Raw genomic sequence first — 13514 nt, 5'->3', positions numbered from 1 at the left:
CCCATGGTACTCGCTGCGCTCGCCAAAGCGATCTTCGGTTCGGCCAATGATCGGCAGGTCAAGAAGTACCTCCCCCGCGTCGAAGCCATCAACGCGCTGGAACCCCAACTGGCCAAACTGACCGACGATGAACTGCGGGCCCGCACCGCCGAGTTCCGCGCCCAGTTCGCTGCCGGCACCAGCCTCGATGACCTGATGGTCCCGGCATTCGCCACGGTGCGAGAGGCCAGCAAGCGCGTTCTCGGCATGCGGCATTTCGACGTCCAGCTGATCGGCGGAATGGTGCTGAACAACCGCTCGATCTCCGAAATGCGTACCGGTGAAGGCAAGACGCTGGTGGCGACGCTGGCGGTTTACCTCAACGCGCTCGAAGGCAAGGGCGTCCACCTCGTGACGGTGAACGACTACCTGGCCCGCCGCGACGCCGAGTGGATGGGCCGGCTCTATCAGTTCCTCGGGCTCTCGATCGGCATCATCGTGCATGGGCTCGACGATGCGCAGCGCAAGGCCGCCTATGATGCCGACATCACCTATGGCACCAACAACGAATTCGGCTTCGACTACCTGCGCGACAACATGAAATACAGCCGCGCCCAGATGGTGCAGCGCGGCCACCATTATTGCATCGTCGACGAAGTGGACTCGATCCTCATCGACGAAGCGCGCACGCCGCTGATCATTTCGGGCCCGTCCGACGACCGCTCGGCGCTCTACGAGACCGCCGACAAGCTGATCCCGCTGCTCGAAGAGGGCGATTTCGAGATCGACGAGAAGCAGCGCTCGGCGACCTTTACCGACCAGGGCATCGAAAAGCTCGAAGCCAATATGCAGGAATCGGGGCTGTTGAAGAGCGCCTCGCTCTACGACGTCGAAAACGTCGCGCTGGTGCACCATCTCAATTCCGCGCTGCGCGCCCACAAGATGTTCCAAAAGGACAAGGACTACATCGTCCGCAACGACGAAGTGGTGATCATCGACGAATTCACCGGCCGCATGATGCCGGGCCGTCGCTATTCGGAAGGCCTGCACCAGGCGCTGGAGGCCAAGGAACACGTCAAGATCCAGGCCGAGAACCAGACGCTGGCCTCGATCACCTTCCAGAACTACTTCCGCCTCTACAAAAAGCTTGCCGGCATGACCGGTACGGCCTCGACCGAGGCCGAGGAATTCGGCGACATCTACGGGCTTAACGTCGTCACCATCCCCACCAACGTGGATGTGGCGCGTGTCGATGAAGACGATGCGATTTTCCGCACGGCGGCTGAAAAGTTCGACGAGATTGCCGAGTTGATCGCCGATTGCCGCAAACGCGGCCAGCCGATCCTCGTTGGCACCACCTCGATCGAAAAATCCGAAATGCTAGCCGAACTGCTGCGCAAGAAGGGCGTCGAGAACATCGCCGTGCTGAACGCGCGCTACCACGAGCAGGAAGCCCATATCATCGCTGACGCGGGCGTGCCCGGTGCAGTGACCATCGCCACCAACATGGCCGGTCGCGGTACCGACATCCAGCTCGGCGGCAACCTCGAAATGCGCATCGAGCGCGAGGTTGGCGAGTTGGAAGGCGCCGAGCGTGAAGCCAAGATCGCCGAGATCAAGTCGCAGATCGCTGCCGACAAGGCGACCGCGCTGGCTGCAGGCGGGCTCTATATCGTGGGCACCGAGCGCCACGAAAGCCGCCGTATCGACAACCAGCTGCGTGGCCGCGCCGGCCGCCAGGGCGACCCGGGGCATTCGAAGTTCTTCCTGTCGCTGCAGGACGACCTGATGCGCATCTTCCCCGTCGATTCCATGGATTCGATGCTGGGCAAGCTCGGCCTCGAGCAGGGCGAGTCGATCACCCATCCGTGGGTCACCAAGGCAATCGAGCGCGCCCAGGCCAAGGTCGAAGCGCGCAACTTCGATATCCGCAAGAACATCCTCAAGTACGACGACGTCATGAACGACCAGCGCAAGGTGATCTTCGCCGAGCGCATCGAGCTGATGGACGCCGATGACGTCGCCGAGACCGTGGCAGAGATGCGCCACAGCGTCATCGAAAGCATCATCTTGAAGTCGATCCCTGAGCGTGCCTATCCCGAGCAGTGGCAGTCCGAGCAGCTGGAAGCGGCTTGCAAGACCTACCTCAATGTCGATGTGCCGATCCACGACTGGGTGCACGAAGAAGGCATCGACGTCGAGCAGGTGCGCGAGCGCATCACCAAGCTCGCCGACGAAGCGGCTGCCTCCAAGGTCGCACGCTTCACCCCCGAGATCATGCGGCAGGTGGAAAAGTCCATCGTGCTGCAGTCGATCGACGGGCTCTGGCGCGAGCACCTCGTAACGCTCGACCACCTCAGCAAGGTGGTGGGCTGGCGCGGCCTCGCCCAGCGCGACCCGCTGAACGAATATAAGCAGGAAGCCTATGAGCTGTTCCAGAGCCTGCTGACGAACCTCCGTGAACTGGTGACCACCCAGTTGAGCCATGTCGAAATCCAGACCCGCCAGCCGGCCCCGCCGCCCCGCGATTTCAGCGACCTCAATGAGATCCACATCGACCCGCTGACCGGCGAGAATGAAGTCGACGAGCCCATCCCGCCCGCCGCCGCGCGCGCCGCGAACGCCATGCTCGCTGCAACGCTGGGCACGGCCAGCCTCGACGGCGGCGTCACCGAGGCCGACCCGTCGCTGCGCCCGATCGATCCCAAACTGCTGGTCGGCGTCTCCCGCAACGCCCCCTGCCCCTGCGGGTCGGGCAAGAAGTTCAAGCACTGTCACGGTGCGTTCTAAAGCGTAGCGCTTTCAATAGCTTAGCTCTCCGATTGCACATAGGCACTACATATGCAAATGTAGTTTCTGTGTGCAATCCTAGGCAAAAGCTAGGCAATCCGGATGGAAGAGCTAACGCAGATCGACGACAACGCAGTCGTCTTCAAGCGTGAAGGCACGTACCAGGCGCGCATTCGGATAGATGGAAAATACATCTATCGCAGCCTTAAAACTGGCGACCTTGCTGTAGCAATTAAAGCTGCTCAGAAACTCGTTTACGAGTTCGAGTTCAGCGCTAGGCACGGCATACCAATCAGCGCCAAGACACTTGGCGGCGTGATCGATGACTACGTCAAATACCGCGAGACAGAGAATAAGCAGGGCCGCACTTCGGACGGCATGCTGCGCCAGATCAAGCGTGTGACGCGGTTTTGGAAAGAGTTTGCGGGCGCAAAGCTGATCACCGCCATCGGTGACAAGGAGCTGCGCGAGTACGTCCAGTGGCGAAGGGACTACTACACGCAGCGGCCTAGTGAGGCGAAGAAGCGCAACGTGAAGGTCAATCCGACCGACAAGACGCTTCAATTCGACATCATGATCGGCAAGGCGGTAATCAACTGGGCGCATGAGCGTGGCGATAGGGGTTTGCTGCCGCTGCCCACGTTTACGTTCACGCCGAAGAAGCTGCGTGTGCGACCGGCGTTTGAGAACGGCGACTACAGAGGCGTACTCCACGCCGCCGAAAGGTGGATCAAAGCCTGCCGCAACCCAAGGCACCTACACACGCGGCAACTGCTTGAGGACTATATCGTAATCCTTGCGCGCTCCGGTATGCGGGTGGGCGAAGCGAACAATCTCAAGGTTCGCGATGTCATTTCGTTTGTCGATAGGCTTGACCGGATCAACTACCGGTTCGTCGTGCGCGGCAAGACCGGTGAACGCGACGTAATACCAGCTGCGTCAGTGGTTCCAAACGTTGTCCGCGTGCTCGCCAGCAAGGGCGAAAAGCCAGATCCCAATGCCTGGTTCTTCTCAATGGCCAATGGCTCAAAGATCATCACGCTCGCTGACCAGTTCGCGAAAGTGCTGGAGCTGGCGGAGCGAAAGACGAATTCCGCTGGGGACGGTTTCTCGCTTTACAGCTTGCGCCACTACTATGCGGTGATGGCCTTACGAGAGGAAATTGGCGTGTACGACGTGGCTCGCAACATGGGCACGAGCGTCGAGATGATCGAGAAGTACTACGGCAAGCAATCGACGCCGAAGGCCAAAGCCACGACGCTAGGTGGCAGGCTCAAGGATACGCACAAGATGAAGGGCGACTAGCGTCGCTCAGTCCGGCCTTCTGTAACCTGAGAGACAGGTTCTTGGACCGGGCGGCAGCCGATCTCAAGCCCCATCAGTTGCGTAGAGTTTTCCACCGAAACAACATCGAAAAGCGCTCCGAGATAACTGACCCTACAGCCGCGGTCGACGCCGTCTATGTAGGGGACATGGAACGCGAAAATCCGGCTCATGTCTTCATCGTCAGCTGCGTTGCCCTGAAACAAGTCCCACACGGGGACTTTCATACAGTTAGGAACAATTGTCCATTCGTGCCCTGGACGCGGCTTCGAAGACCTTCTGCTAATTCGAATATGACGTTCCATTGCGCCCTCCGCACGTCCTATTGTCCTCCGGAGCCGTAAACAAAACGTTCTGCGCTGACATTGGAGCTCGACGCAACCCGCCGAAGCAAGCTCAGCTCCAAACGGCATCGGCATCTATGACGTGGCCCGCAACATGGGCACGAGCGTCGAGATGATCGAGAAGTACTACGGTAAGCAATCGACGCCGAAGGCTAAGGCTCACGACGTTGGGTGGACGGCTCAAAGTCATGCACAAGATGAAATCAAGTGCGGAATGAACCCTGCCGAACCCGTTTCCGCACAGTTCTACCAAGGCGGCGAGTTCGGGTCCTTCGCGGGATTTAGGGGGCAAACAAAACCTGTAAGGGTCCCATCCTCGTTAAGAGCGCGAAAGGCGGTGGCTGCGATCCGTACAAAACGCGCCGGTGCGCTCGTTTGCAATCCGACCTGGATTATGCCGCTCTCCTGATCGAAGGCGTAGCTACCAACGTCACCGTCATAGTTCTTGTAGCTTGTGTCGTCGAGCAGGCCAAACATCATAACCGGATCAATGTTGAACAGCTGATCGTGACATTCGTAGACCCCCATTGTCAGCGCAGTCCCCGAAAACTCATCGGCTCGGATTGCTACCGTCTGAACCAAGACAGCTACAAGCCCAATGCACGCCGCGACGCCTGTCCACTTGCTGTTTGAAAACATGTCCACCCCCCTCCACGTCACCGAGTACCAACTATTGTCCAGATCATGCCGGTCGGCAACCGGCCAAGCGAAGTGAACGGCACTACAAACCTGACAGGAAAGGAAGGGACTAGCGGCACTCAGTACGTTTCCGCCGAACAACAAGCTGCCATGCTGGGGTTAGCGCATGGTTATCGGCGGTTAGCAGCGACTGGCACCGTCTGCGCAGCTTGCGCTAGCAATGCCCCTAGGGAATTTGCCCCTACAGCTTCAACTTGGTTGCGCAGCTATGTGGGTAGCGGGCTGGTCGGACTTTCGGGCTGTAGGGCGCTGCAAACGCGAAGCAGCACCCGACGTTTGGCACTGGTCTAGCGTTCACGGGAAGTGGACCAATAGGTTGGCTCTTTCCCTCGGGGCATATTCGGCGTCGTACAGCGCGACATCCGCTCTTTCGTCGCTGTCGATCACATCGACTTCGTCATCCGAAATAACATGAATGTAGTAGTCCGCAGGACGCCCAATATCCGACAAAACTCGAAGTATGACGGCGCTTTCGACAATCACCGGTCTTGGATATTGCCTGTCAACTCGGCTCGCGATAGCGTCCGCTAACGCTTCGTTGCGGTACGAAAGGCGACCCGCTTTGTTCTTGAGCCGAAACAAATCGGTTTCGATCAATGAAATGTTGAAGTGATATGCCAGATATCGCCCCAGTGTCGTTTTGCCAGCTGCCAGACCACCGCCGATGGCGACAATCTTTCCCGGCAGGTTGTCAAGCACCGGCCGGAGTGCGAGGACGACCGGGCTATAATCGCGCAGGTTTGTGTACATACGAAAGCAAAAGCACAGCGCTGCGGCTTGCTCAAGGGTCACCTGTGCCACTGGACAGCGTCCGGGAACTAAAGAAACGAGCGCGGAATGACCGCGCTCGTTGAGGTTGCAGAAGCAAGCGCCGCCTAACGCTTCATCACAACCGGCTGCTTGGCCTTCGTCACCGCGTTGATGTGACCGTCCAGTTCGCCAGTTTCCGTCGCCGCAATCAGCTTCGGTAGCACCGCTGCCAACTCACGCACGTCGGCAAGCACAACTGCATCCTTTCCCTTTTCGAACTCGATGGCCTTTGCGCCGTAGCGCACAGTGAGCAATAGCTTGCCGTCTGCCTGTGGCTTCCACCACTGCTTGAGCCGCTTGTCGACTTCGACCAGGTGCTTCTGTCCGTCCTGCGTACGCTCCCAGCGCCGCTTCTTTACGACATGAATACGCCCGTCGATCTCAGCCTGCGCCATCGCCAGTTGCTCCCGCAAATGGGCGATCAGTTTGTTGCGCCGCTTCTGCTGGGGCGTCAGCGTGTTCTCACGCGGTACCGCCGCAAACGTCAGTTCCTTCAGCATATTCATCATGCTCTCCATCGCGTTTCGATGAAGCAAGCATGTGGCCATCTATCTGATATTCCTACCGAAATGACGCCTTTCGCTATTTGCCTTGCGTCAGCAATGTCGTGTCAACACGACATCCACAGTGAGCTTGCTTACGCAAACCCCGCATTTTGCCCCTGCAGCTTCAATTTGGCGGGGCCGCTATGTAGGTAGCGGGCTGGTGGGACTAACGGGCTTTAGGGGCTGCTAAACGCAAAGTAGGCGCAAGCTTTAACGCCAGACTAAGGGGAACACTCGCTTGCAACACTCTGGCACTAATTGATCAGAGAAAATATGGTGCTCATGGAAGGGGAAATCAGTGGGCACCGTCGTTCAGATCATAGTCGGACTTGCCATTGGCGGCTTCGTCCTAGTTGTCGCCTTGTGGTTCCTTTTTACGGTGATCAAAGCGATTGTCACAGTGCCTTTGCAATATGCGGCGAACGCTCGCGGCGCAGCAAAGGTGGTCATAGACAGACGCATCACCGAAAACTTTCCGGATTTAGAGACGCTGCGGCAACTCATCAATCAGGTGCGGACTTTCAACCCTGTCCCAACGCCGATCTCCGTGCCAACACCTGCTCGGTACAGATCGATTTTGGGTGCACTCCCCACTTCGCGCGTACCGCTGCTCGACGTCGACAATGAGATGGATTTCTTCAACACTGAGATCGCCCAGCAAGGTTTCTTCACGCTGCGAGACTTCGCGCCCAACCAGCGTGTCAGTGAAGAACCGTTTATTGATGACCTCGACAGCATCCAGCGGCCATCAGACCTCACTGTGCGGCAGATTGCGGAAGACGCCCTGGCACAGACTCCCGCCTATGACGGGACGGACCTGCCCGCAATGGCGGAGAGCAAACTCCCAAATCTTGGCTCTATCCCCGGCAGGTTCGATGTACCGAAGCCAGAGATCATACTGCCGTTCTGGCGGGGACCGCTCGCTTTCCTGAATTTCATGGTGCGCTCGGCAAACGTAACGGCAATTAATCGACACTCAAGTGCAGTTGCCGCCTGGAACGACCTTCAAGAGGAGTATGATGCCGCTCGAGATGAGCTCAAGAAGCAACTCATCGAATTGCAGAAACGGTTGGCCAAGGCCAATGAGGCAAGAGCGAGTTCCTGGCGTTCGGCGAACTACGAGGTCGCCGCTGCACGCGACCGGTGGGAGGCTCGCAAGGCTAGTGAAGTTAACCTGCTGCATTCCATCCTCGAACGGTGGGACGCGGGATACCTAGACGATCCCGCCGACATGGCAAAGGTCGTACTCGAGTTCACTCTGCTACCAAGGTGGCTCCCCATGGCTGTAGCGTCTTCCTTCGACGCAGACTCGGGTGTGTTGATTGTCGATGTTCAGTTTCCGGATGTGGGCCGGGTCACGTGGAACAAACGCGTGGGAGACAAGGTCAAGCCAGCGACGAAGGTGGAGGCAAAAGAGGCAAACGAGCACCTCTACCCGGCACTTGCGATCCGGTATGGATGCGAAGTTGCGCGAGCAGTGAACGACAACCTAGTGAAGACCGTGGTTCTGAACGGCTGGGCTTACTACATTGACCGCGCCACAGGTGAAACGAAGCGGGCGTATGTATCGAGCCTGCTCGCCGACGTAATTAGGCTCCGCCAGCTCAATCTGCCAGAAATAGACGTCGTACAAGCATTCAACGCCCTGAAGGGAGTTAGCGCTCGGGCACAAACGGTGGTCCCAGTGGCACCCATCGTACCTATGAACACCAATGATCGCCGGTTTGTTGACGCCCGCGATGTGCTCGACGGCATGTCGTCCGAACAGAACCTTGCGACGATGGACTGGGAGGATTTTGAGCATCTTTGCAGGGAGCTGTTTGAACAGGAGTTCGCTTCCGACGGCGCTGACGTGAAAATCACTCAGGCAAGTCGTGACGCCGGCGTAGACGCAATCATTTTCAATCCTGATCAAGTGAAAGGAGGCAAGATCGTCGTCCAAGCCAAGCGCTATGCAGCGACCGTCGACGTTTCTGCCGTCCGCGATCTCTATGGCACTGTGCATAATGAAGGCGCGATGAAGGGCATACTCGTGACGACAAGCACCTTCGGGTCGGACTCCTATAATTTCATAGCAAACAAACCGCTAACATTAATAAATGGCGGACAGCTTTTACAATTGCTAGGCAAACACGGCCATAATTTCCGCATAGACCTAGACGAGGCGAAGAAAATGGCAAAAGAACGTTGGTCGCCCAAGCGCGAAACTAGCGATCGGTAGCCCACCGTTATAGACCAATCAGCGCCTGCTTTATCAGGTTGATCATGTAGATGGTGTGGTGGAGCTTGAACACAGCGCCTGAGAGCACATCTGCCTCGGTGTCGGTCCGAACGCGGGTTCGCTTCGTCTTCGCCGACAATTCAGCGATCACGCCCTTCCATTTCCTTGCGTCCGCAAGCCTGGCCTGCAGCCGCGCCAACCCTTCGCGCTTCTGCGCCTGCCTTTCGACCACGGATAGGTCTGGGCGCAACTCATGCGCTCGCATCAATCAAGCTCCATCTCGCGCAACCGGATTTTCTCCTGCACAGCGGTATTCACGGCGTTGATGGCCAGGCGCAGTTTTCCCCTAAGTCGAATGTCCTCGGTCTTGTTGCATTTCGTCATCAGCATGGCCTGCAGGAACACGAGGCTGCCAACGTGCAGGCCGTAGCCTTTCTTGCGCATGCAATTGAAATAGGTCGGGTTCTTGCCGCAGGCTCGGCTGATATCGGCAAGGGTCGAATAGACGCCGCATCGTCGGAGTTCGTCCGCTAGGCGCTGGTCAACATCGAGTTTGGCTTGGGTGAAAGGTGATAAATTTTTTTCCATCACGTATTTAGCAAGGCGACCGAAAAGAGCGCTGTTGGGCAATCGGTTCTCGAAAAGGTCTGTTTCCAGCCGGTTTCCTCGCCGGTTTGCTAAATACAAGCGTGACATGCTGTCCCGAGAAATGGGGGCTTGTGCGGCTCGACCGCTAACGCACGAAACTGCCAGCGCTTGAAAACGCTGTTGCCGTTGGAAGGTGCGCAATGAGCAGAGGGTATGTTTCAGAACCAAGTTCGGTCGTCGCAGGTGCGTCGTCCGATCATGAGTGGGCTCTACTGAACACTTGTAACCCACAAGCACTCCTGGCGCGGACGAGCGAAGGGCCAGCGGTGCTGCGTTTGGGCCCGATGCAGGGCCGAAGGCCGCCATAATAGGGAGATCGCCAAACCACCCCTGACCGTAACAAAACCGGTGGCGCAGCTCGGACGGACCTCAGCAATGATCGTCGTACACTTCGCCTGTAACAGGGCGAAGTGTGGCTTCCTTGCAATGACCAGAGAAGAAAGATCGACCACAAAACATCAACGAAGAAGAAGATGCGAACGAAGTGAGACGACGAGCTTGCGAGGCGAGACGAACGAGTACGCAGCACACGCGAAGCGAAGCTGAGTGTGGGCTTGAAACTAATCCGAGCAGTGAGATGGCGTGTGTAAGTTGCGTTTGCCCAAGCCCTCGATGCTCGATATTTCGAGGCGTCATGCAATGGCACCCAACGCGGCGACGGCTGTTCCTCGTGGAACACAGCGCCATCATGCGTCGTGTTGACACGACGTCTCGCGTTGAAGTCCAGCTATTTGGATTGCTCGTTCTTCGATCGCGGACGCCGAAGGTTGAGTTGGTCCTTAGCCGGTCGCTCCTTGAGCTGCGAAGGCTTCAGAATTGGAAACTGTCCCTTCCCAACGTGCTCGATGATGCACGCCGCCTGGCGCAGATATCGGCTTACAACAATCGCTCGATCTGACGGGTTGTCCGATTCACGGCTGAACTGAAGGTTCGCCGTCTTGGCCAGTTCGTGAAGCGGTAGCTCGGGATGGCTTCTGCGCAGCTTCCATATGTGCAGGTGTTGATGCAGTGACGACAGGACCGGCTTCGTTGCGACCGGGTACTTCGCCTCGCTCCAATTGCTGACCGTTGTCAGTGTCGCTCTCTCCCTTGAGATCAAATGCCCGATTTCGGTGAGGATGCGGTCGGCATGACCGTCGGCAGGAAACGACACCACTATGTGCCCGTTCGCCCGTTCAATAGAAACGTCACCACTGTCGGCCACCTTGTGCACGCGGACCAAGCGCTCAAGCGGCTCGCAGAATAGGAACTGCCCCTTGCTGCGCCACCAGGACACGAAGTCGGTAGGCCGCAAATCCCCGAAGTCCCGATAGAGGCGCGTGTACTGGGGATCGTTGTGCGTCTCGCAGAACTCCCGATAGCCTTCATGCTCCTGCAGGAATGCCCACCAGTAGAAATAGACTGATCGCTCGTATGGCCTTGCCCCCGGATATGGCTTTTTCGGCAGTTCTTCGTCCCGGAATTCATCCTGCTCGGTCGGTGGCGGCGCGTACCGATAGTACAGCAGTCGCTCGCTTCGCCAGTTCGTCGCGTAGACCATCCGCCCCTCCGCACGCCAACATTGACAACGAAGTTCTGCCGCGCCGTACCCGATGTAGTCAACTCACAGCGCGCCCTTTCCGAGCGAATATTGCAGCATGCAGTTCGACAATTCTGTCGCCTGCAAACAACGCGCAATGCGCAGAAAGTATGATCCAAAATGAACAGTGAAGTAATCGAAAAGACTGCAGGCCAAACTAACAATGAGGCAGTCAAAAACAAGGCACCGGACACTCAGCCCGCTGCAACCACGCCTCCTGATATGACTATCAACAAAAAGGAAAACTACCGTTTCATCTCGGTGGAACGAGCACATACGGATACCGAAACGATCGTAGCCCATACTCGCGATGAGTACGTCCGATTGTTCCGCACCCGCGTCCAACAGACCGCTCGCGCAACGCTTGACCTCTGCCGCTTGGTCTACGAGGCATGGAAGTCACTGGATGAAGCGAACTTTGCCGCCTTTTGCCAGGCGGTAGGGTACAAGGACACCAGCAGCACCATCCGCAAGTTCCTTGCCATCGGCAAAGTGCAGCCTCGCCTTGTGCAGTACGCCGACCAACTGCCTGCAAGCTGGACGTCGATCTATCAGCTCACTCAGATCCCGGCGTCGACTTTTGAGAAGATGCTGAACGAGGGAAAGTCGCTGAACAGCCTCTCGGGCGCTGACGTTAAGGAACTAGTGGCAAGCACGCGCGAAATAAGCAGCATCACTGCTGGCCTTCCGCGGGAGAAGGAAACGCGCAACGCACTCTTCGCAAAAGTCGCGTTCACAAAGCGTACGGTCGACGATGCGGATTGGCTCCTGGTCCAAAGAGCGTTTGCAGCGCTAGAAGCTCGTCTGCCGATCAAGTTCGTCGTCGAACAAGTAGCTGAGAACCTTTTCGATCAGCGCAAGCACGTCCTGTACGAGATGGCCAAGCGAGCGGAGGTCAAAAAAGGTCTCAACCCTGACGATTGGGGCCTTGGCGACATAAAGGCCGGCAAGCTGGAGCCAGTTGAGGAATCAGCCAGCTAACAGAGGTGCACTATCAGACTGCCAAGAAAGCCGCCCACGGGCGGCTTTCTCTTTATGACCTCTCTCACGAAAGAGGCACCGCTTGTTCCACGAGGAACAAGCCCCCTCGCGGCAGCCCCTGAACACAGAAGAAGGGGCTCTTGCCAGTCGCCGCGGCCAAATTGACATCGTCTCCAGTTCTTACGGTGTTGCATCCTGTCAATGGGCACTGCCCGAAGACGGTGAGATTGTCTCGACAGCAAACGCCACACGCGCTCGCACCACCCCAAACAAAAGGCCCAGACAATGAACACTACTATCAAGCTTCTCGACTTCGTGACGATCCAGCCTCCTATTCTTGACGCCAACCCTACGCTGGTTGCTGGTACACTTGAGCTGGCCAAAGACCTCTATGATCACGGCTCCGACTACGGCGCCTTGACGGCACTTTTTTACGCTTGGCAGCTGTCTCTGTCGAAGTATGCTCCCCAACCGGCACGCGATTGGATGACCGCAGAGATTGCGCCGGCTGGCGTGTGCCTGAACGAAAAGAAAGCCTTTGAGCCTCTCGCCCGACATGCACTTCAGCTCATTCATCGTCGGGACAAAGCTGCGCTCGGTCGCTACGCTGCGTGTCTTCGGGGTTTTTACGACAAGTTCGGAAAGGGCGACCCGGTTCAATTCCAGAAAGACATTTGGGTAATTCGAGAGATCATGGTGGGCGAATGCCAGCGGGTATTCGGCTGGAACTAGAAAGAAGGTCGGCGCGCTGCAGCCGCCGACGTCGTAACACGACAAAAGCCACCCTTCGGGTGGCTGTCTGCTTCATGCTAGGCTCCGGAGTTGCATTCGGGATGCCTATTTCCCGAAAGACCTTCGCTAAATCAGCTCCACCGCTGCCCGAAGCACGTTTTCGTTCAGCTCAATATACCTTTGGGTGGTAGAAATTGAACGGTGCCCCGCCAGTTCGGCAAGCACGCGAACTGAAACCCCTTTGTGCGCCAGCGTCGTTATGAATGTGCGACGACCGCTGTGTGAAGTTGCGTGGTCCAAACCGGCGTCGTCGTATATGCGTAGGAAGACCTGGCATAGGCTGTTTGCGGAAAACTGCTTGCCAACCCTGCTGCGAAACAGCGGATCATACGGTGTTGGCTGCTTCAACGTGCGAGCGTAAATGGCAATCTCCGCCTGCGCTTGTGCGTTCAGCAGCACAGTACGGCCTTTGTCGCCCTTCGTCTGCGCTGCCTTAAGCTGGATCTCGCTGCGAACATTACCATCGGCATCGAGCACGTCGCCGACGTTCAGCGCTGCAATCTCGCCAACCCGCATACCCGCCAGCCAACTAAGCTGTAGGGCACAGCGATTGCGTTCAGCGAACGCGCTGCGAGAGACATTTGCCATCACCCGCTTGCAGTCCTTGTCGGTCAGTACCTGCGCTTGCTTCATTTCCATGCTCCGCTGCTGGATAACAAATCCATCGCAAACAGCATGTTATCTGATGCTGAGCAGGACAACCGGAATGACGCGGCAACAAATGTCAGCGAGATCAGCTGGTTAGCTTCCTGTCGGGCAAAGCGCCAACATCAACGAATGTAGAGAACGTTATGTTGATGGGC

12 protein-coding genes are annotated in these 13514 nt (G+C 57.4%); 5 read left to right on the top strand and 7 right to left on the bottom strand.

What is annotated here, in order from left to right; all coding sequences use genetic code 11:
• Positions 1 to 3 precede the first annotated feature (3 nt).
• Entirely contained in the window at positions 4 to 2769 is a 2766-nt protein-coding gene (gene secA / locus ACO06J_RS19575) for a preprotein translocase subunit SecA (RefSeq protein ID WP_421762387.1), read from the top strand.
• A 102-nt stretch (positions 2770 to 2871) separates the two neighbouring features.
• The gene (locus ACO06J_RS19570) at positions 2872 to 4074 is read left to right on the top strand and encodes a tyrosine-type recombinase/integrase (protein WP_421762386.1); all 1203 of its coding nucleotides are present in this window, start codon (positions 2872 to 2874) and stop codon (positions 4072 to 4074) included.
• Positions 4075 to 4682: 608 nt separating this feature from the next.
• Here ACO06J_RS19570 and ACO06J_RS19565 read toward each other — a convergent pair.
• From ACO06J_RS19565 to ACO06J_RS19555, 3 genes are all read right to left on the bottom strand, one after another.
• The gene (locus ACO06J_RS19565) at positions 4683 to 5075 is read right to left on the bottom strand and encodes a hypothetical protein (protein WP_421762385.1); all 393 of its coding nucleotides are present in this window, start codon (positions 5073 to 5075) and stop codon (positions 4683 to 4685) included.
• 354 nt (positions 5076 to 5429) lie between these two features.
• Positions 5430 to 5936 carry a hypothetical protein gene (locus ACO06J_RS19560; RefSeq protein ID WP_421762384.1) on the bottom strand — a complete coding sequence of 169 codons (507 nt, stop codon included), beginning with the start codon at positions 5934 to 5936 and terminating at the stop codon, positions 5430 to 5432.
• Between the two features lie 74 nt (positions 5937 to 6010).
• A complete protein-coding gene (locus ACO06J_RS19555; protein ID WP_421762383.1) occupies positions 6011 to 6451 on the bottom strand; it encodes a DUF6641 family protein in 441 nt (146 codons plus the stop codon).
• Between the two features lie 337 nt (positions 6452 to 6788).
• On the opposite strand from ACO06J_RS19555, the gene ACO06J_RS19550 reads away from it, so the two are divergent.
• Positions 6789 to 8711: a restriction endonuclease gene (locus tag ACO06J_RS19550; RefSeq protein ID WP_421762382.1), complete on the top strand. Its 1923-nt coding sequence runs from the start codon at positions 6789 to 6791 to the stop codon at positions 8709 to 8711.
• 7 nt (positions 8712 to 8718) lie between these two features.
• Here ACO06J_RS19550 and ACO06J_RS19545 read toward each other — a convergent pair whose 3' ends face one another.
• The 3 genes from ACO06J_RS19545 to ACO06J_RS19535 form a co-directional block, all read right to left on the bottom strand.
• Positions 8719 to 8976: a hypothetical protein gene (locus tag ACO06J_RS19545; protein WP_421762381.1), complete on the bottom strand. Its 258-nt coding sequence runs from the start codon at positions 8974 to 8976 to the stop codon at positions 8719 to 8721.
• Positions 8976 to 9407 (bottom strand): hypothetical protein, encoded by a 432-nt coding sequence (locus ACO06J_RS19540; RefSeq protein WP_421762380.1) that lies wholly within the window; start codon positions 9405 to 9407, stop codon positions 8976 to 8978. Before ACO06J_RS19540 ends, ACO06J_RS19545 begins: the two co-directional genes overlap by 1 nt.
• A gap of 679 nt (positions 9408 to 10086) precedes the next feature.
• Entirely contained in the window at positions 10087 to 10899 is an 813-nt protein-coding gene (locus tag ACO06J_RS19535) for a hypothetical protein (RefSeq protein WP_421762379.1), read from the bottom strand.
• Positions 10900 to 11058: 159 nt separating this feature from the next.
• Here ACO06J_RS19535 and ACO06J_RS19530 point away from each other — a divergent pair, with 159 nt between their 5' ends.
• Together ACO06J_RS19530 and ACO06J_RS19525 are read left to right on the top strand one after the other, a co-directional pair.
• The gene (locus ACO06J_RS19530) at positions 11059 to 11919 is read left to right on the top strand and encodes a hypothetical protein (RefSeq protein WP_421762378.1); all 861 of its coding nucleotides are present in this window, start codon (positions 11059 to 11061) and stop codon (positions 11917 to 11919) included.
• Positions 11920 to 12204: 285 nt separating this feature from the next.
• The gene (locus ACO06J_RS19525) at positions 12205 to 12651 is read left to right on the top strand and encodes a hypothetical protein (protein ID WP_421762377.1); all 447 of its coding nucleotides are present in this window, start codon (positions 12205 to 12207) and stop codon (positions 12649 to 12651) included.
• A 126-nt stretch (positions 12652 to 12777) separates the two neighbouring features.
• Here the strand turns inward: ACO06J_RS19525 and ACO06J_RS19520 are convergent, their stop codons facing one another.
• Entirely contained in the window at positions 12778 to 13344 is a 567-nt protein-coding gene (locus tag ACO06J_RS19520) for a tyrosine-type recombinase/integrase (RefSeq protein ID WP_421762376.1), read from the bottom strand.
• Positions 13345 to 13514: the final 170 nt, after the last annotated feature.

Source organism: Devosia sp. (assembly GCF_965229025.1).
Lineage (GTDB): Bacteria > Pseudomonadota > Alphaproteobacteria > Rhizobiales > Devosiaceae > Devosia_A.
This window is presented reverse-complemented; position numbering and strand designations above follow the sequence as displayed.